The organism is Mesorhizobium sp. B2-4-14 (assembly GCF_006442155.1).
Classification (GTDB): Bacteria; Pseudomonadota; Alphaproteobacteria; order Rhizobiales; family Rhizobiaceae; genus Mesorhizobium.
In genome coordinates, this window is sequence record NZ_VFVA01000008.1 from 81,730 (window position 1) to 101,489 (window position 19,760).

Consider the following 19,760-nt stretch of genomic DNA (forward strand, 5'->3'; position numbering starts at 1 on the left):
TTTCCTCTGGTTTCGTCCTTGCTGGAGACATAGGACCGCTTCCGGGTTGCGACTATCCGCGATAATGTCGATGTGCCATGAAGCAGAACTTCACAGTAAGGCAGGGCGCGCTCGATGGCGTCGAGGCCTTCCTGAGCGTCGCCCGCCATCGCAATTTCCGAAAGGCGGCGGCGGAGCTTAAGGTGACGCCGTCGGCGATGAGCCAGGCGATCCGCACGCTCGAGGCACGCATCGGGGCGGCGCTCTTCATCCGCACCACGCGCAGCGTCGGCCTCACCGAAGCCGGCGAGCGTTTCCTGTCGCGCGCCGGGCCAGCCTTCGAGGAACTGGTCGCGGCAAGCGAAGCGGCACGCGACCTCGGCCAACGCCCAACCGGACTGCTGCGCCTTTCGGTGCCGCCGTCGATCGTGCCGGTCCTGCTGGAGCCGCTCATCGCCTCCTTCTGCCAGGCTTATCCGGAGATCGAGCTGGAGATCGTGGCGGGTGGAGAACTCGTCGATCTTGCCGCCGAGGGCTTCGACGCCGGCATCCGGCCCGGCCAGTTTATCGCCTCCGACATGATCGCCGTGCGCTTGACGCCGCCGCTGCCATTCGCGGTCGTCGGCAGCCCCGACTATCTGCGCCAGCGCAAGGTGCCCGAACAGATCGAGGATCTGCGCGGCCATGCCTGCCTGCGCATGCGCCGCTCGAACGGATCGATCGCGCCCTGGCCCTTTCTCGACGGCAACAAACCGGTCGAGGTCATCGTCTCCGGGCCGCTCATCGCCCATGATTATCCAACGCTGCTTGGGGCGGCGCTAAAGGGGGCCGGACTTGCCCAGGTGCCCGCGCCGCTCGCCAAGCCGGCGATCGCCGATGGCCGTTTGCAGGAGGTGCTGAAGCCTTTCGCCGCGAACTCGTCGGGGGTTTTCCTGTACTACCCGGCAAGGCGGCAAATGCTGCCCAAACTGCGCGCGTTCATCGACCATGTGAGGCACCAAGGGTGATGCCGGGGCTCCGGTGCGCGGGTGAGCCAGCTCCGCTTGCCCAATCTTGGCTTGCCCCAGCTAGGCTCGTAACGAATCGCGATTGGCTCTTGCCGAAGCGAGCCGTTGCCTCCATCCATGGCGTGCGGAAAACAGCCTGGGACCAATGATGACCGATGCCAGCCTAAGCCTTGTCGAAGCGACGATCGACCAACTTCGAACCGCGCTCGACGACGGCGTCGTCACCAGCGTCGAACTGGTCGCGGCCTATCTGCGCCGCATCGCGCATTTCGACCGCCATGGCATCAGCCTCAACGCCGTTCCGGTGCTCAATCCGGCGATGTTCGAGGAGGCCGCCGCTTCGGACTGGCGGCGGCGCGATGGCGCCACGCTCGGGCCGCTTGACGGCATCCCCTACACCGCCAAGGACAGCTACAAGGTGAAGAGTCTGACGGTCGCCGCCGGCTCGCCGGCCTTCGAGCATCTCGTCGCCAATGAAGACGCCTTCACCATCGCCCGGCTCAGGGCCGGCGGCGCGGTGCTGATCGGCCTCACCAACATGCCGCCCATGGCCAATGGCGGCATGCAGCGTGGCGTCTATGGCCGTGCCGAAAGTCCATACAATGCCGACTATCTGACCGCCGCCTTCGCGTCAGGGTCGTCCAACGGCTCGGGTACGGCGACGGCTGCCTCATTCTGCGCCTTTGGGCTCGGCGAGGAAACCTGGTCGTCGGGCCGCGCGCCGGCCAGCAACAACGCGCTGGTCGCCTACACGCCCTCGCGCGGCGTCATTTCCGTGCGCGGCAACTGGCCATTGGTGCCGACCATGGATGTCGTGGTGCCGCATACGCGCAGCGTGCCCGACATGCTGGAACTGCTCGACGTCATCGTTGCCGACGATCCCGTGACGCGGGGCGATTTCTGGCGCGCGCAGCCCTGGGTCGCGTTGCCGAAAAGTTCGGAGACAAGGCCGCAACGCTATACCGACCTGACGCTCACCGGATCGCTGAAGGGCAAACGGCTCGGCGTGCCCAGGATGTATATTGGCCGCGACAGCGAGGCCGACCGCCCCATCGAAACCCGCGCCTCGGTGCTGGCGCTGTGGGAGCAGGCGGCGACCGATCTCAAGCAGCTTGGCGCCGAGGTGGTGGAAGTCGATTTTCCCGTCGTCTCCAACTATGAGCGTGACCGCCCCGGCGCCCGCACTATGGTCGAACGTGGGCTGGTGCCGCAAGACTTCGCCGACCGCGAACTCTGGGACCTCTGCGTCTGGGGTTGGGACGACTTTCTGCGCGCCAATGCCGACCCTGCTTTGCCCGATCTCGCCTCGGTCGACGGCCCGAAGATTTTTCCCCAGCCGCCGGGCACGCTGCCCGATCGTTATGAGGGCGGCTTCGACCTGTCGGAATATGTCGAGCGGGCGAAATCCGGCGTCACGCCATTCGAACACATTCCAACCATCGAGGACGGGCTGAAGGGGCTGGAGGCGACGAGGCGCGTCGATTTCGAGGACTGGCTGGACGCGCAGGGCATCGACGCCGTGGTGCTGCCCGCGGCCGCCGATGTCGGGCCGGCCGACGCCGACACCAACGAGGCATCCGCAGCACTTGCCTGGCGCAACGGCACCTGGGTCGCCAACGGCAATCTGGTCTGGCGCCATTTCGGCATTCCGACCGTCACCGTGCCGATGGGGACGATGGCCGACATCGGCATGCCGGTCGGCCTGACCTTCGCCGGCAAGGCCTATGACGACGAAAAGCTGCTGCGCATGGCCGGGGACTACGAACGGTCGAGCCGGCGCCGCACAAGCCCGCCGCGCACGCCGGAACTGGATGATGATGTGTTTGCGCGCCGCCCCGTCCAAACCGGCGGCGGCAAAGCGCCTCCCCTCGCCATCGCATTGGCCGCCGAAACGCGCACTCTGGGCGATCAGGACGAAATCGTCGTCACGCTCGACCTGCCCGTTGAGGCAGCCGAGGCCGGGAACGCCAGCGTCAAGGTGCATGTCAACGGCGAGGAAATCGCGATGCAACGCAGCGGTGCGCGCTTCAACGGGATTGCGCTCGTCCCGGCCGCCGAGCATCAGCGCTTCCACAGCGTCTGGCGCGGCTCGTACGGCTCCATCGTGACAGCGCTGGTGCGGCTGGAGGACGGGCGCACCGCCGGAGCCTATGCGGTTACCGGCGGGATTGGGTGAGGACAGCGGCCACCACGCCTTCGTCATCCTAGGGCGAAGCAAGGAGCGAAGCGACGCGGCGCAGACCCTGGGATCCATGCCGGGACTGTGACTTAAGAATGCATCGGTCCAGAACATCGTTTGCACCGGTCGCCAGTTCAGCCAACTTGCCTTCCACGACACCGACCGAACTTTCTCCACCGTCGTACCGCTCAAAACTCCCGGCATGGATCCCAGGGTCTGCGCCGCGTCGCTTCGCTCCTTGCTACGCCCTAGGATGACGAATGAATGCGCCAAATGGCGCTTGTGGCTACCCTCGGGCCGCCCACAGCAAACCGCGCTCCACAATCAACGCCATCTCCGGCACCGCGAACTCATCCGCCGTGTGTCCAAGCGAACTGTAGAAGACCTTCCCCGCGCCATATCTGCGCTTCCAGACGACCGGCATGATGACGCCATCAATGCCCGGGAAATGTGCGCCGGTGAAGGTGGTCGTCGCCAGCACCTCGTTGGCCGGGTCGACATGCATGTAATATTGCTCCGACCGGTAGGCGAAATCGCTGACGCCTCTTGTGATCGGATCGTCCGGCTGGGTGATGACCACGTGATAATCGATAATGTCGCCGGGATGCGCGACCCATTGACCGCCGGTCATGAACTGGTAGTTCGGCTCGTTGCGGAAACTGTCGCCCATCGTACCGTGAAAGCCGCCAAGCCCGGTTCCCTGGCGAACGGCATGGGTCAGGCCCTGCAATTCGGCCTTCTCGATCGTCGACATGGTGATGACCGGCACGATCAGGTCGAAAGAGCCGAGATTGGGATCGGCGAACACAGCGGTGCCTTGTGCAAGTGTGACGTCGAACCCGTTGCGCTCCAGCATGCCGCGCACGACGATGGCGCTGCGTTGGGGCGTGTGGCCCTCCCAGCCACCCCAGGCAATCAGGGCCTTCTTCCGCATGCGGCAATAACCTCCTTCGATCCCACCGGGCCGACGGTAGCGCGTCGCGGCGTCAGCGCCAGCCGAGCGCCGGCGCGACGTGGGTCAGGATCGCCTCGATGACATGGGCGTTGTAGTCGACACCAAGCTGGTTGGGCACGGTGAGCAGCAGCGTGTCGGCCTCGGCGATCGCCTCGTCCTGCGCCAATTCCTTGATCAGCACATCGGGCTCGGCGGCATAGCTGCGCCCGAAGATCGCCCTGGTGTTTTCCTCGATGAAGCCGATCTGGTCGCGGCTCTCATTGCCGCGCCCGAAATAGGCGCGGTCGCGATCGTCGACCAGCGCGAAGATGCTGCGGCTGACCGAGACGCGCGGCTCCCGCTGGTGGCCGGCCGCCTTCCAGGCCTCGCGATAGACGCGGATCTGCTCGGCCTGCTGGATGTGGAACGGCTTGCCGCTCTCGTCGAATTTGAGCGTCGAGCTCTGCAGGTTCATGCCGAGCTTCGCCGCCCATTCCGAGGTGGCGTTGGTGGCGGCACCCCACCAGATGCGCTCGCGCAGGCCTTCCGAATGCGGCTCGAGCCTGAGCAGGCCGGGCGGATTGGGGAACATCGGCCGTGGATTGGGCTGGGCGAAGCCCTCGCCGCGCAGCGTATCGAGGAAGACCTCGGCGTGATGCCGCGCCATGTCGGCGTCGCTTTTGCCTTCCTGCGGCGCGTAGCCGAAATAGCGCCAGCCATCGATGACCTGCTCGGGCGAGCCGCGGCTGATGCCGAGCTGCAGCCGCCCGCCGGCGATGATGTCGGCCGCTCCCGCATCCTCGGCCATGTAGAGCGGATTCTCGTAGCGCATGTCGATGACCGCCGTGCCGATTTCGATACGGCTGGTCTTGGCGCCGACGGCGGCCAGCAGCGGGAATGGCGAGGCGAGCTGGCGGGCAAAATGGTGCACGCGGAAATAGGCGCCGTCCGCGCCCAGTTGCTCGGCGGCAACCGCCATATCGATGGATTGCAGCAGCGCGTCCGATGCCGAACGCACCTGCGATTGCGACGAGGGCGTCCAGTGCCCGAATGACAGGAAACCGATTTTTTTCATGGCCCTGAAGTATATGCCAGCGGCACGTGCTTCAATGGCGAAAGCGCGGGGTTACACACCGTCGTCCAACGCAGTATCAAACCACGCCACCGAAAGGTTGACCGCCGTGGAGGGTGGGATGCTCGCCGCATCGTCGAGATCGAGGCGCTGGGACCAGCGCCCTTCGCCGGCATGCTATTTCCCGCAATGATGGTCGTTGATCTTGTTCAGCGCATTCGCGTCCGGACCTCTCCGATCGTAGGAGCAGGCGCCGGCGGCGGTGGTGAACAGCTGCTGGTCATAGTAGCGCGGGCCACCGAACAGGAAGTCGATAAGATCGTCATCGGCGGGAACGTAATGCACCGGTTCGGGCTGATAGTGGCGATGCCTGGTCCCGGCGAACGCCGACAAGGACATGGCACAAGCCATGGCCACGGCAAGAGCCGAGATCGCAAACCGTTTGGTCGTCATCATCGGCAACACCCTCCTGGCCGTTCCGATTCCATCTTATATCGAAAATCGCCAGAGCAAGAAAAGTTCCTGGGAGACGGCGTCGCCGCTGATTTCCCCGTAGCATGGTTAAGGTGCGCCATGGCTTCTCGGAGCGGTTGATGAACTTGACCGCCACTGGCCTCAGTCGGTCTGGATCCAGATCGACTTCGTCTCCAGATATTCGTGCAGGTGCTCGATGCCGCCCTCGCGGCCGTAGCCGGACATCTTCATGCCGCCGAATGGCACCGCCGGGTCGATGGCATGATACATGTTGACCCAGACAGAGCCGGCCTTGATACGGCGCGCGAGCTTGTGCGCGGTGCCGAGATGGGTGGTGAAGATGCCTGCGGCCAGCCCATAGGGCGTCGCATTGGCGCGCGCCACCGCTTCGTCGAGCGTATCGAACGGCATCGCCGAGATGACCGGCCCGAAAATTTCCTCGCGCGCGATGGTCATCTTGTCCGACACCGAACCGAAGACGGTCGGCGCGATGAAATTGCCGCCATCATAGAGCGCGCCCGTCAGCCGCGAGCCGCCGGCGACCAGTTCGGCGCCTTCGTCGCTGCCGGCCTTGATATAGCCCTCCACCTTGCCGGCCTGCCTGGCGTTGATCAGCGGCCCGATTTCGGTCTCCGCTTCGATGCCATGGCCGATGCGCAGTCTGCCGGCAAACTCGGCAAGCCGGCGCACGAACTCGTCGTGAATTTCGCGCGCCACGAACAGGCGCGAACCGGCAATGCAGATCTGGCCCGAATGCACGAACACCGCCATCGCCGCGACTGGAACAGCCTTGTCGATGTCGGCATCGCGGCAGACGATAACAGGCGACTTGCCGCCAAGCTCCAGCGAAACGCGTTTGAGGTTGGTAACGCCCGCCCGCGCGATCGCCTGCCCGGTCAGCGTCGAGCCGGTGAAGACGATCTTGTTGACGTCGGGATGTTCGGCCAGCCGCGCGCCGGCCTCCGCACCCGTTCCCGTGACGATGTTGACTACGCCGTCAGGCACGCCGGCTTCCTGCATCAGCCGTGCGATCAGCAATGGCGTCAACGACGCGTCCTCCGAAGGCTTGAAGACGATGGTGCAGCCCGTGGCGAGCGCCGGCGCGATCTTCCAGATCGAGGCGGCGGTCGGCGCATTCCAGGGGATGATCGCGCCGACGACACCCACTGGCTCGCGCCGGGTGAAGGAGACGATCTCGCCGGGAATGGAATTGTCGATCGCCTCGCCGTGCAGCGCGGTCGCCATGCCGGCGTAGAAGCGCAGCATGCCGATGACGCGGCGGCGGTTGGCGAGTGTGCGCGTGATCGGCAGCCCCATGTCGAGCGTATCTGAAACGCTGAGCTCTTCCCAATGCGTCTCGAACAGGTCCGCGATCCTGAGAAGCACGCGCTGCCGCTCGTAGGGCGAGAATTTTGACCACGGTCCTTCGAAGGCCGCGCGCGCGGCGGCGACCGCCGCATCGACATCCGCGGCTCCCCCGCGCGGCACCGTCGCCAGCACTTCGCCCGTCGCCGGATTGAGCGCCCGCATCTCCTGGCCGGATTGCGCCGGAACCCACTTGCCGCCGATGAACATCGGCCGGAATTCGCCGTGGTAAAGCGTGATCGCCTTCGCCCTGGGGTCGAAATTCAGCGTCATCTCTTCCTCCTCACGAATTCCGTGGCGACTATTACTCCCGGCGCCGGCGCCCTCAAACAAGGAAAGCAAAAGGGCGTCAATTCATTCTTCCAAGCGCCGTGGCTCGGGAAAGGTAGCCCGAAAACCGCGTACCTTGTCACGGGATTGTCCAGTTGGGACCAATCCAACCGCCGGTCATGACCCGGCCGAGCATCAATCCAAGCTGCATGTTCAAGACCATGTCCGGCGGCCAGGTGTCCGTGCCCATGCCGATGCCTTAAGGGACACGCCGCGGCGGTTAACCATCTTCCCATGTCGAGCCGAACTCGAAGCGGCATTGGCCGTTCAAGGTCATGGAAGATCGCCAACCCAGATTTCGCTGTCGTCCCGCGCCGTCTGGCACCTGGACCGTCTGGGATCACGTTGCCGACGAACCCGCGACCTTGGGAGGATGCAAGCTCGTAGGCCGCACATGGGAGCGCGCCAGGAGTGCATGTGACCTGCTGAGACGGATTTATGACAATCGGCTCGACGCCCGATCGGTCCGGCAGGACGCACCGACCGCTTCAATGGGCCAAGTCGATGATCTCATTCGGTCAATTCGCAAGCGGCAAGATTTCGATGGTTAGGCATGACCATGGCCGACGCGGCGCTCGACCAGGCCGGGCTTTGCCACTCGGCCTTGCCACGGCCGGCTGGGGCCGACATGCTGCGGATGGGCGCGTCGCGCCACCTTGCCGACGACGATGATTTCGCCTCAACTATGCCGCTGTCGACAGTCGATCGCACTCGGCGCTTCGACCGGCGGCTTGCATTTTCGCCCGGCAGGAAGCGGTCATGTCGCGAACCCTGATCATCGTTGGTCTCATCATGGTTGCCATAGGCTTGTTATGGCCCTGGTTGTCGCGGATCGGCCTTGGCAGATTGCCTGGTGATATCGTGATCGAGCGTGAGAACTTCACATTCTACGCTCCGATCTCCACCGGAATCCTGATCAGCATCGTGCTGTCGATCATTCTGTGGCTGGTCAACCGGTAGCTGCAGCCGCCTCCTTCCGCGGGAGAACAAATTCATCTTCGCACCGGTGGCACTCGACCAAGTTCTCTCCTCTGCTTTCGACGCTCCATGGAACGCGCGTTTCGACGGGCTGTTCTGAGTTCGGCAAGTGTCGGTTGCCACCAACCCCGCCCGTATTCCGCCGGGCCGGGCTCATGACGAGCGGGCCAGGTCGCGACGAGCTCCGATAGCGTCGGCGAACGCCAGATACCCCATATAGGATCGAAACCTGCGTGGGCCGCGTGAGGGTAGAAGTCCGCTAACGCAGCCGGCTCGGCAAGCTCGCCCGTTATGTCTGTAAAGACAACAATTCCGTACCGTGCTGTTGCGACAGGCCGGCCCAGCGGCGGCAGTTCCCCAGGCGACAAGGGATAGCGACGCCGTTTGCGTTCCGCGGAGCGCAAACGGGCGGCTTTTTGCTCTTCCGAGTTTCTTTTTGCCTCCCGTCGCTGTCTCCTCTCTTCCGGTTCGTTTCGTCGAGCCGCCTCCTCGATCTCGTGCCAACGGCGCTGTAACTCCTCATAGGAACTGAACGGCACATGCCAAAGCCGCAGGTCGTCGTCCCAGCGTGCCCACGGGATCGCCCGCAACTGTTCGACGATAGTCTTCGAATAAGGCGTTCGAATTCGAAGATCTTCGCCGATTTCCAGGTACGGGCTCGTAATCGGGTCAAAGGCATAGGCATCTCGACCCTTCAGATCGCCATATCTGTCCGCAAATTCGGCTTCATGCGCGAGCCAGCGGTCGAACCGGCGGGCTCCGGTCTTGCCTGGGATAAACCAGCTCCGGCGTTCATCATTCCACCTCGCCCGGGGAAAGGCCTGTCGAAACCGCTCGATAGCCATCCGGTCATAACGAAATGCCGCGAAAGCGCCCGGCGTTTCCGCTCCCTTGTTCACACGTCGTCGCTTGAAATCCTCCATGAGTTGCTTCCACCGCTGTTCACTCGGTATGAAACGCGTCACGACGCTCGACAGTTCATCGTGCTCCATGGCAGCCAGCCGGGACGCTTCATTGTGCTGGCCGGGCTTCACCACCCCGGGCGCCCCCAAGGTGACACGCTGAACAGGTAATGCCCGTTCAAATCGCCTTCTCCCGCGCGAACCAGGCCTTGAAGCGGTCGAAAATAATGCGTCGCAACAAAAATGCTGCATCGCACACAAGACTGTCACATATCTGCCTCAATATGCCCGGGCGGCAAGACAACCATCGCCAACCAAGAGGATAAGAAAAATGTCCAAGACCGCCGACAAGACCGCCGAAACCGTCGAAGCTCCGTCATTCGACCCCGGCAAGGCTACTGATCAGCTCCGCGCGGTCGCCGAAAAGGGCGTCGAGCAATCGAAAGAAGCTCTCGCCAAATTCCAGTCGGGCACTGAAGACGCCCAGAAGGCGCTCGAGTCGACCGCCGAAACCGCGAAATCGGCCGGCAGCGAGCTGTCGCTGAAGATGATTGCCGCACTGCGTGTCAATGCCGAAGCTGACTTCTCGCACCTCGAGACTCTGGTCCGTGCCAAGTCGCTGTCGGAAATTTTTGAGTTGCAGACTGCCTTCCTGCGCAAACGCGTCGAAATGGGTGTCGAGCAAGCCAAGGAATTCCAGGCGCTCACCACCAAGGCGGCAACCGACGTTTCCAGACCGGTCAAAGATGCCTTCGAGAAGGCGCTCAAGGATCTCAAGGTCGCCTGACCGCCCTGCGGGAGGCGGCCCGCCACCCTTGTCAATGATCCAGATGGCTGCGTCGACCGCCGCCATCTGGCAATTTGGTCGGGGCAGACATCCGTGCCTCCTCTGAAGCGACGCATAAGAACAGGAAGGCATTTGGAATTGCCCTCTCGGGATCGAATGCGCCGTGGCGAGCCATGGCAACGCAGGCATTCCGGTGTCTCGAAAAATTGCCGTCGGACACTCCGACGGCAGTCACGCGCCGGCAGCCGGCGGTGCCATGCAGCCACTCTCAGCTGCGCCTCCCCCGCCAGAATTGCGAGACCAGTGCGGTGATGAGGCTACTCAAGACCATCCACGCCACGACTTCGGTTTCAGACGCGCCGCGGCCGCGCCGCGCGAGGTCCTTGCCGGAGTCAGCCGCGATCACCGGCGCGAGGTCCGGCCGGCTTCCGCGCCTGACCGAGTAGGCCCGCGTTATCTCGGCGCCGAACAGGAAGATCTGCGCCGAATAATAGACCCAGAGCAGCACGACCAGCAGCGCGCCGGCTGCTCCGTATGACGTGGCTATGGCGCTTGTGCCGATGTACCAGCCGATCAGCGACTTGCCGACGGTGAACAGGAGCGTGGTGACGACCGAGCCGATGGCAACGTCACGCCATTTGAGCGTTCTGTCCGGCAGCACCTTGTAGATTGCCGCAAACAGCAGGGCGATCAGGACAAAGGAAACGACGGTGTTGATGGCGCTGATGATCAGCGCGCCGAACGGCAGGCGGGCGTTGATGAACTCGCCAAGCGCCGAGACCGCCGTGCTCGCCGCCAGCGACACCAGGAGCATGAAGCCAAGGGCAGCGACAAGGCCGAGGCTTGCCGCCCGTGCCCGCACCAGCCGCGAAAGCGAGACGCCCTTGGGCTCGACCTTCCAGATCTCGTTCAGTGAGAGCTGCATTTCGCCGAAGACGCCTGATGCGGTGACGAAGAGCGTCACCAGCCCGAGGATAGTGGCCAGCGTGCCGGAAGATTTGTGCGACGCTGTTTCGATCGTCGCCCGCAGGAGGTCGGCAGTCTGTGCTCCCATCACGCCCGATATCTGGGCCGACAGCGCGAGCTGGGCGGCATCGTGGCCAAACACCAGACCGGCGATCGCCACCACGATGAGCAGGATCGGCGCCAGCGAGGTGGCGGCGTAGAAGGCCATCGCTGCGCCATGGCTCAGCGCCTTGTCGTTGACGAAGCCGCTGACGCTCTCGCTCAGCAGAACCCAGCCTTCACGGACCCAGCCTGGCATCTTTCCTCACCTGCCGCCGATATCGGCCGCGCTATCGCGCATGAGCATCATCGAGTTCCGTCCCTATGGACGGGATCACCTGGCGCCGTCTCGCGACAGCTTCGGCGAGCGCCAGATGGCCTTGCGGACCTCGGCCAAACTATCCTTGCCGGCATCGAGTTCGTCATGGCTCGTCGCGCGCACACGGCTTCTAACAACCGGTGGGGCGGTCGGGTTCCGCTTGTTCCCCGGCCTGCGGCGGGCTTTCGCGGCGCCGTCGGCATCGCCATCTCCGACGGAGAACAGGCGGCCGGCCAGATGGCGCAGAAATCCCGTCCGGCGAGCTCCGACGACGAAGTTGCCCGCGAGGGGAACCAGAGGGCCTGCACCCGCGTCATAGAAGCAGGTTCCTGTTGCGGTCCAAGAGTGACATCGATGATCCGCCTCCTTCTTGTCGTCTTCGCTGCGTTCGCCCTCGCCTGTAGCGTGGCGCGGGCGGCCAAGCTGGACATGACCACCGTCAATCAAGCCCAGTTCGCCGCCGGCGAGCCAAAAGACGTTGATCCGGCCGTGCTGAAGGCGCAAATCCTTCTGGACCGGGCCCGCTTCTCGCCGGGCCTGATCGACGGCCGCATTTCAGAAAACTTCGTCAAGGCAGTCGGGGCCTTTCAAACGGCGAGCGGACTCCCGTCGGATGGCAAGCTCACTCAGGAGACCTGGGACAAGCTCATGGCAACCTCCACCAATCCTGTGCTGGTAACCTATGAGGTGACGCGCAAGGACGTGCGCGGGCCCTTCACCAAGCGCATTCCGAGCCGTATGGAGAAGATGGCCCGTCTACCGAGGCTCGGCTATCGCAACGCAGTGGAGAAGCTGGCGGAGCGCTTTCACATCAGCGAACAATTGCTCAGGAGGCTCAATCCGGGCATCGGCTTCAGGAAGGCCGGCACAATGTTGGTGGTGCCGGATGTTGGCCGGGACGGCCCTCCCGCCGCTGTCGCGAGCGTCGAGGTCGACAAAGGCGCTCGTCTGGTGCGCGTGCTCGATCCTTCGGGCAAATGGCTCGCGGTCTACCCTGCCTCGATCGGGAGCGAGGAGAAACCTGCACCAAGCGGCATGGCGGAAGTCAAACGCGTGGTTCACAACCCCACCTACCATTATGATCCGCATTTTGCTTTCAAGGGTGTCAAGACCAAGCGCCCGTTCACCATCGCTGCCGGGCCGAACAATCCCGTGGGATCGATCTGGATCGACCTCTCCATCGAAAGCTATGGTATTCACGGCACGCCGGAACCGGGCAAGATCGGCACAACCTTCTCGCACGGCTGCATCCGGCTGACCAACTGGGATGCGGAAGACCTCGGCTCCATGGTCCAGCAGGGGACCAAGGTCAGCTTCACGGAGGGGTTGGCGGACGCTGGCGGCGAAGGGTCTCACTAGCCTTGCGTTCCTGAGGCCGGTGCGTGCGGGCCAGTTTCGCGGCACTCGGCGGCTTCCGCGACACTTATCACGACCCGGTCCCGGTCAGCGCGTCCGGGCCGGATCTGCCGAGTTGCCTTCTTTTGGCGCGGCAGGTGTTTTGCGGATATCTCGGGTCACGTCGGGAGATCTGGGCCGGATCGTCATCCGCAACCTTTTCCTTGTTCGCCGATTAATTGGGCTAAAGGAGTGTCTACGTTGCGAAAAAAAGACCGATCGGTGGAAGCGCCACCGCCACCTGACGACAATGCGCAACCTCGCACCCGACCCCTGAAAGGCGAGGACGCCGAGGTTAAGCACCTTACCGCCACGACGAACCTGTCACCCAAGCAAGCTCGGGATGTTTTGCGGCGCCACGGCAATGACTGGCGTAAGATCGACGACGTCGCAAAGACATTCGAGCCCGACGACTGACCGGAGCAGCGTTGGCAGCTAAACGCGCAAATGACGCGTGCTTGTCGTTGCAGCGGAGAGGATCGCATAGCGATTCTGGAACGCACGAACCTACGCAACTCCATTGACTGAATCCGATGCGGACCCAGTCCGCCGTTTCCATGCGAACGCGTCCGCAAGGGCCGGCAAGGCGCTGCACCTGTCCATTGACGCTGCGAAGCCAGTGCTTCGAAGACGCCAGTCTGTGCGAAACCGTACAAAGGCGATTTCAGGCAACCAACTCAATTTGCCGACATTATTGGGAAAAGCATCGGGAGGAAGACCATGCTCCCATACAACACGCCTGAGGAATATGAGATTGGTGACGAAGTCGCGCTGACGAGTACCGTCATAAGCATTCTCCCCAGCGGACGCGCCATAGCCGGCATTCCATCGTATGGCCATCCTTATGCGATCGACCCACCGCCCAAAACCCGCGCCGGAGACAAGGTTGTGCTTGTTGGGGACGTCATCCGTATTGATCGCGAAGCCAATAAGCTCACCGTGCGGATCGACTGCGGCGGCGTGGTTACCGTCGACAAGTCCGCGATCACGAGGCTGAGGAAGCACCGCCGAACCTCAGCGGACTGAGGTGCGAGGCAGAAAGTTGGAAAAACCTCCAGGAATTCGAGGCGGGCACCGTAAAACGGAACACCCATTTCAGGCACGGAGGACTACGCTCGATCACCGCGGGCGACGCCACGCTGGCCAATAAGCCGGCCCCTTTCAGAATCCGATCAACTATCGAGGCGCCTCGGAACCTTTCGTCCGCGATCCACTTCCTTTGCATGTCCCCGAAGGTTGAACTGCCAATCCTGCGAGAGAACAGCCCCGGTCGGGAAGTCAACTGTGAGGTCGCGTTGGAGCCCGCCTTCGAGGAACTGGTCGCAGCGTCACAAGCGCGCGGATGGACAGCCCAGGAAACGGCGGCAACTCTCCTGAAAATTGCAAAGGCGCATGCGGACCGGCTTGAAGCTGTCGTGGATACAGACGGTTTTTGGAGGCGGGCCGAGTCGAACTCGTTGGATGCCGCCGCGGAGATCTTTCGCGAGGCCATGCGGCAGACTGTCAAGCGGTACTCGCTTTGGTATCTGGTAGAGGGCGTGCTGCTGGTCACGGCCGGAATTCTAGCCGTGATCTTTCCTATGATCTCGTCGGTTGCCGTTGTGGTCCTGCTCGGGTGGCTGCTGATCATCAGCGGCGCCCTGCAAGGCATAAGCCTGGTCGGCGCGGGCCACGTGCCTCATTTCTGGTTGCAACTCATCTCCGTCATCCTTGCCGTGATGATTGGTCTGCTTTTTCTGCGCCATCCTGGAAACGGCCTGCTGACCATCACCTTACTGCTGATCGTCTTCTTCATGATCGAGGGCATCTCGAAGGTGGTTTTCGCCCTCACCATCCGTCCCTTTCCCAACTGGGGCTGGGTCTTGGGGAGTGGACTGATTGGGATTCTTCTTTCCCTGATGGTGTGGATCAGGATTCCCCTGACGGCCATGTGGCTGATTGGGCTGCTGTTGGGGATTGAACTGATCAGCGTGGGCGCGGCGACTGCTTACCTCGCTTGGCGAATACGCAAGAGTTGAACGACGATACGGACTTCTCAAGCCGACGTCCGCCTTCCAGGCGAGCGGCGCTACGGCAACCCAGCCGATTTCACTCCGCTTAGATCAAAAGATCCGGCTGCAACAAGTGCATCCATCTACGGCAGGTTGCATAATTTTCTTGCGGAAAATCTCACAATATTAAGTAAAGTTAAGTAAAATTGGCGAAGATTCACGCTATAATTGCATTAGCCGCCGCTTATTCCATTCACGCGGAGCCTCGACAGAAGGATAAGATATTTTTCCCTGTACTATTTACTTATTTCTTGGAACAATAGGGTGAGTCACAGGTTTGCTCGAAGCGGTCGCTTGAACTTGCATCGGGCGGCGGGGCGGGCCAGGCACACCAGGAAGGATTGTCCCATGAGCTTCGTCGTCAACGCGCTAGGCGTCCCTCTCCCCTATAGCGGCGCTTCCAACCATTGGTTTTCGGCGGCCGGGGTCGGGCCGGTGCTATACGGCACCGCCGGCAACGACTCCATCTGGGGCGCCGGCGGTGCCAACGTCACCATGTATGGCGGCGCGGGCGACGACATCTATTACCTCTATGGCGCGGGCAACAAGGTGGTCGAGCCCGCCGGGGCGGGCATCGACACGATCAGTACCTGGATGAGCTACACGCTGCCGGACAATGTCGAGAACCTCGTCGTCACCAACCCCCACAATTTTGCGTTCGGCAATGCGCTGGACAACATCATCACCGCCACGGCCGGCGGCCAGACGCTGGACGGCGGCCGGGGGAACGATGTCCTGATCGATGGTGGCGGCGGCGGCGACACTTTTATCGTCTCGAAGGGCAATGGAAGCGATCTGATCGTCAATTTCGCCGCGAACGATACCGTCCGCCTCGATGGCTACGGTTTCACTTCGTTCGATGCCATCCACTCCAACATGATCCAGGCGGGACCGAATGTTGTGCTGAACCTCGGATCGGGCGAGATCCTCGAGTTCAAGAACACGACCATCGACAAGCTGCAGCCCAGCCAGTTCGAACTGCCGATCGACAAGTCCGGCATGACGCTGTCCTTCAACGACGACTTCAACTCGCTCAGCCTCTGGAACGGCCATAGCGGCACCTGGAATTCCAATTTCTGGTGGGGCCAACCGAATGGAAGTACCCTGACCGGCAACAGCGAGCTGCAATGGTACATCAACACCAATTACGCCCCGACCAGCTCGGTGCATCCGTTCAGCGTGCTGGACGGAGTTCTCACCATCACCGCGGCGCAGGCGCCAGCCGACATCAAGCCCCTCATCAACAACTACGGATACACATCCGGCCTGCTGACGACGCATGAATCCTTCTCCCAGACTTATGGCTATTTCGAAATGCGGGCCGAATTGCCCCATACGGCCGGGGCCTGGCCAGCCTTTTGGCTTCTTCCCGAAAACGGCTCGTGGCCTCCGGAGCTGGATGCTGTGGAAGCGCGCGGCCAGGATCCGAACACGCTCTATATGACGGCGCATTCGAATGCCACGGGCCAGCACACGGAGGTTTCGTCCACGGTGAACGTCATGGATACGGGAGGCTTCCACACCTATGGCGTGCTTTGGACTCCCGATGAGCTTGTCTGGACGTATGACGGCATTGAGGTCGCCAAGGCAGCCACGCCGGCCGACATGCACAGCCCCATGTACATGCTGGCCAATCTCGCGATCGGCGGCGCCGCCGGCACACCGCCGGATCATCTCGCCACGCCGGCCGAGATGAAGATCGACTACATCCGCGCCTACACGCTGAACGACACGACAAGCCACGCTCTCGAATTGGCCAGCCACACGGCGACCAGCACACACCATTTGGGCATGGCGGGCGAGCATTCGGCCTGAAGCGTGTGACCAGCCCCATGCCGTGGGTTCGACAGGGAGTGCGGGAATGACTGGACAGTCGGGCTTGCGGCCTGTTTTCCGTCGCGTCGTCGCCGATGTCGGGCTCTTCTCGCTGCTCATCAACATCCTGCTCCTGGTCATCCCGCTCTACCTGCTGCAAGTCTATGATCGCGTCCTGCCCTCCTCGAGCGTTGAGACGCTCATCTATCTGTCGGCCATCGCGGTCCTGGCGCTTGCCTTCCTCGGCTTCCTGGACGCGGTCCGCGCCATCTACACGCAGCGCGTCGCGGCCACCGTCGACAGGAGGCTGGGGGCAAGGACGTTCGCCGCCTCGCTCAGCGCTGGATATGCAGGCGCAAGCCTGTCGCCGCTGCGCGACCTCGCCTCGGTCTGCTCCTTCATCAGGTCACGCGGCGTGGCGGTGCTGTTCGACCTGCCCTTCGCTCCCCTCTTCTTGGCTCTCATCTACCTCATCCATCCGGTCCTGTTCTGGCTGACGCTCGCCGGAGCGGTGGTGCTCTTCGTGCTGGTCATGGCAAACCAGCTCGCCATTGGCCGCAACGATGCCTTGTCCACGGAACGCTCGGCTCTGGCCAGCCAGTCGGAACAGGCCTTCACCCGCAATGCCGAAACGCTGCGCGCCATGGGCATGGTTAAGAACGCCGCAGGGGTGTGGGGACGGCATGTCGGGGAAGCGCTCACCCTGCACGACCGCTCTTCGAGCGCCAATGCGATCTTCAGCGGAATTTCTCGGGCGCTGCGCATGATGCTGCAGCTTGCGATACTGGGCGCCGGCGCGTGGCTGGTGCTGGGAGGCAAGATGACCGCAGGCATGATCTTCGCGTCCTCACTGGTGTCGGCGCGCGCGTTGCAGCCGCTCGACCAGTTGATCGGATCGTGGCGGCAGATCGTCGAGGCCAGGCGAGCGTGGCAGCGCCTGGAAAAAGCGCTTGTCGAGCATCCGGCACAGACCCGCAAGCTGACCTTGCCGGACCCGTCGGGCGCGATTTCGGTGGAGGACCTGATCTTTGTCGCGCCGAATGCCCGGCCCGGGACAGCGCCCATCATCAAGCGGCTGAACTTCCGCATTGGCGCCGGCGAAGCGGTGGCCATCGTGGGCCCGAGCGGCGCCGGCAAATCGACGCTGGCGCGGTTGCTCGTCGGCGCCGCGCAGCCGACCAGCGGCTTCGTCAGGATCGACGGCGCCGACCTCAGGACATGGGACGAAAACCAGCTCGGAAGGCATATCGGCTATCTCGCGCAGGAGGTGGAGCTCTTCCCCGGATCGATCGCGGACAATGTCGCCCGCTTCGAGCCTGACGCGGACGACGTCTCGATCGTCGAGGCAGCCAAGCGCGCCGAGGCGCACGAGATGATCCTGGCGCAGCCGGACAGCTATCAGACCAGGATCGGTCCGTCGGACCGGGCGCTGTCGGGCGGCGAGCGCCAGCGGATCGGCCTGGCGCGCGCGCTTTACGGCAATCCGCGGTTGCTTTTGCTGGACGAGCCCAGCGCCCATCTCGACGGCACGGGCGAAGCCGCCCTCCAGGCGATGCTCGCGGCCGCGCGCGAGGCCGGCGTCACGACCATCGTGATCACGCACCGGCCTTCGATCGCCATGGCCTGCGACCGCGTGATGCTGCTGCGCGGCGGCGTGATCGAGGCCTTCGGCCCGCACAGCGACGTGCTTAAGCCACCGGTCGTCGCCAAGGGCTCTCCCGCGCCGGCGAACACGGCGGTGACAGGCTCGTTCGCCACGATGATCCGCACGCATAACGCCCGCTTCGGATCGTAGACGATGACCACGCAAAGCCTTGCCTGGGAAGGCCAGCCACGCACCAACTTCCGGCGCGTCGCGCTCACCGGCTATGCGGCGATAGCGCTGCTGGTCGGCTGCTTCGGCTATTGGGCGGCGACCGCGCCCTTGTCCGGCGCCGTGATCACGCAGGGCACGATCTCGGCGACAGGCGGAAACATCCTCATCCAGCATCCCGAGGGCGGCATCGTGGACAAGCTGCTGGCCCATGAAGGCGACCGCGTTCGGCAGGGCCAGGATCTGGTCCTGCTCGACAAGACAGCCGCGCAGGCCGAGCTCAACCGGCTGACGCGGCAGTCGATCGCCCTCAGGGCAAGCGCGGCGCGGCTGGAGGCCGAGCGCGACGGACTGGACAGGCTGGCGCCGATCACCGAGGCGGCGCCGACGCCGTTCCAGCACGACTTCGAGGCCCTGATCGGCGAGCAGCAGAAAGAGTTCGCCGCCAGGCTCGCCCGGTTCCGGTCGGAGCAATCGATCCTCGCGCAACGGGTCGCCATGCATCGCGAGTCGCTGCAGGGGCTAAACGCCCAGCAACAGGCCATCCAGCAGCAGGCCGGCGTGGTTAAGAAAGAACTCGAAATCAAGACGAACCTCCTCGACAGGGGCCTCACCAACCGCACCGAATATTCGCAGCTTCTGCGCAGCGAGGCCGACCTCGTCGGTCAGGCCGGGGCGCTGGAGGCGGACCTCGCCTCGGCCAAGACGCAGATCGTCGAAGCCCAGGACCAGACCGAACGCCTGACGACGCAGCGGGTCGAGGAGGCGCTGACCAAGCTGGATGAGCTTCGCACCAAGCTCGCCGATATCGGGGAACAGACGCGGACGGCCGAGGCGGTGCTCGAGCGTACGACGATCAAGGCGCCGACCGCCGGCATCGTGGTGTCGTCGACCTACAACTCGAAGGGCAGCGTGATCGCCCCCGGCGAGAAAATCATGGAGATCCTGCCCACCGCATCGGGCCTGATTGTCGACGCGCGGCTGCGACCGCGAGACGTCGACCTGGTTCGCGTCGGCCAGCCGGCGAAGCTCAGATTGTCCGCCTTGAACTCGCGCCTGACGCCCGAGGTTTCAGCCACGGTGACGCAGATTTCCGCGGACCGGCTGATCGACGAGGCAACGCGCGAACCCTATTTTCGCGCCAAGCTGAAGATTGCCGACGCCCTGCCGCCCGGCGTGAGGGCCGAGCAGCTCTATCCTGGAACACCGGTCGAGGCCTTCATCAACACCGGCGACCGGACCTTCTTCGAATATCTCGCGCGGCCGATGCTCGATTCATTCGCTCGCGCCTTCACGGAGCGGTAGGCGGGCGCCATTACGGCGCCGTTGCTGAAATCGACCGCGAGGGACGGCCG

17 protein-coding genes are annotated in these 19,760 nt (G+C 63.5%); 11 read left to right on the plus strand and 6 right to left on the minus strand.

All coding sequences use genetic code 11. The annotated features are described in order from the left end of the window. Positions 1-77: 77 nt before the first annotated feature. A complete protein-coding gene (locus FJ938_RS09930; protein WP_140693184.1) occupies positions 78-986 on the plus strand; it encodes a LysR substrate-binding domain-containing protein in 909 nt (302 codons plus the stop codon). A gap of 148 nt (positions 987-1,134) precedes the next feature. Then, on the plus strand, positions 1,135-3,162 hold the full coding sequence (locus FJ938_RS09935) for an amidase (protein ID WP_140693187.1): 2,028 nt from the start codon (positions 1,135-1,137) through the stop codon (positions 3,160-3,162). A 289-nt stretch (positions 3,163-3,451) separates the two neighbouring features. Here FJ938_RS09935 and FJ938_RS09940 read toward each other — a convergent pair whose 3' ends face one another. From FJ938_RS09940 to FJ938_RS09955, 4 genes are all read right to left on the minus strand, one after another. Beyond that, positions 3,452-4,099 (minus strand): ThuA domain-containing protein, encoded by a 648-nt coding sequence (locus FJ938_RS09940; RefSeq protein WP_140693189.1) that lies wholly within the window; start codon positions 4,097-4,099, stop codon positions 3,452-3,454. Between the two features lie 52 nt (positions 4,100-4,151). Beyond that, the gene (locus FJ938_RS09945; RefSeq protein WP_140693191.1) at positions 4,152-5,174 is read right to left on the minus strand and encodes an LLM class flavin-dependent oxidoreductase; all 1,023 of its coding nucleotides are present in this window, start codon (positions 5,172-5,174) and stop codon (positions 4,152-4,154) included. A 174-nt stretch (positions 5,175-5,348) separates the two neighbouring features. After that, positions 5,349-5,624, minus strand: a complete 276-nt coding sequence (locus tag FJ938_RS09950; RefSeq protein WP_140693356.1) for a hypothetical protein — start codon at positions 5,622-5,624, stop codon at positions 5,349-5,351. A 162-nt stretch (positions 5,625-5,786) separates the two neighbouring features. After that, positions 5,787-7,283 carry an aldehyde dehydrogenase family protein gene (locus FJ938_RS09955; RefSeq protein ID WP_140693193.1) on the minus strand — a complete coding sequence of 499 codons (1,497 nt, stop codon included), beginning with the start codon at positions 7,281-7,283 and terminating at the stop codon, positions 5,787-5,789. Positions 7,284-7,893: 610 nt separating this feature from the next. Between FJ938_RS09955 and FJ938_RS09960 the strand changes: the two genes are divergently transcribed. Continuing rightward, entirely contained in the window at positions 7,894-8,115 is a 222-nt protein-coding gene (locus FJ938_RS09960; protein WP_140693196.1) for a hypothetical protein, read from the plus strand. After that, positions 8,100-8,300, plus strand: a complete 201-nt coding sequence (locus FJ938_RS09965; RefSeq protein WP_140693199.1) for a DUF2905 domain-containing protein — start codon at positions 8,100-8,102, stop codon at positions 8,298-8,300. The genes FJ938_RS09960 and FJ938_RS09965 overlap by 16 nt, the downstream gene beginning before the upstream one ends. 32 nt (positions 8,301-8,332) lie before the next feature. On the opposite strand, the gene FJ938_RS09970 is transcribed toward FJ938_RS09965, so the two are convergent. Then, on the minus strand, positions 8,333-9,241 hold the full coding sequence (locus tag FJ938_RS09970; protein ID WP_140693359.1) for a hypothetical protein: 909 nt from the start codon (positions 9,239-9,241) through the stop codon (positions 8,333-8,335). Between the two features lie 310 nt (positions 9,242-9,551). Here FJ938_RS09970 and FJ938_RS09975 point away from each other — a divergent pair, with 310 nt between their 5' ends. Then, positions 9,552-10,007 (plus strand): phasin, encoded by a 456-nt coding sequence (locus FJ938_RS09975; protein ID WP_140613153.1) that lies wholly within the window; start codon positions 9,552-9,554, stop codon positions 10,005-10,007. A gap of 268 nt (positions 10,008-10,275) precedes the next feature. On the opposite strand, the gene FJ938_RS09980 is transcribed toward FJ938_RS09975, so the two are convergent. Further along, positions 10,276-11,271, minus strand: a complete 996-nt coding sequence (locus FJ938_RS09980) for a YihY/virulence factor BrkB family protein (RefSeq protein ID WP_140693201.1) — start codon at positions 11,269-11,271, stop codon at positions 10,276-10,278. A 165-nt stretch (positions 11,272-11,436) separates the two neighbouring features. Between FJ938_RS09980 and FJ938_RS09985 the strand changes: the two genes are divergently transcribed. The 6 genes from FJ938_RS09985 (at position 11,437) to FJ938_RS10015 (ending at position 19,710) form a co-directional block, all read left to right on the plus strand. After that, positions 11,437-12,690, plus strand: a complete 1,254-nt coding sequence (locus FJ938_RS09985) for a L,D-transpeptidase (protein WP_246673247.1) — start codon at positions 11,437-11,439, stop codon at positions 12,688-12,690. 756 nt (positions 12,691-13,446) lie between these two features. Next, positions 13,447-13,752, plus strand: coding sequence for a preprotein translocase subunit YajC (locus FJ938_RS09995; RefSeq protein WP_140693204.1), 306 nt, complete (start codon positions 13,447-13,449; stop codon positions 13,750-13,752). 197 nt (positions 13,753-13,949) lie between these two features. Then, on the plus strand, positions 13,950-14,744 hold the full coding sequence (locus FJ938_RS10000; protein ID WP_246673249.1) for an HdeD family acid-resistance protein: 795 nt from the start codon (positions 13,950-13,952) through the stop codon (positions 14,742-14,744). Positions 14,745-15,125: 381 nt separating this feature from the next. After that, positions 15,126-16,592, plus strand: coding sequence for a family 16 glycosylhydrolase (locus tag FJ938_RS10005; protein WP_140693206.1), 1,467 nt, complete (start codon positions 15,126-15,128; stop codon positions 16,590-16,592). Between the two features lie 46 nt (positions 16,593-16,638). Continuing rightward, entirely contained in the window at positions 16,639-18,387 is a 1,749-nt protein-coding gene (locus FJ938_RS10010; RefSeq protein ID WP_140693208.1) for a type I secretion system permease/ATPase, read from the plus strand. 3 nt (positions 18,388-18,390) lie between these two features. Continuing rightward, on the plus strand, positions 18,391-19,710 hold the full coding sequence (locus FJ938_RS10015) for an HlyD family type I secretion periplasmic adaptor subunit (protein ID WP_140693211.1): 1,320 nt from the start codon (positions 18,391-18,393) through the stop codon (positions 19,708-19,710). Positions 19,711-19,760: the final 50 nt, after the last annotated feature.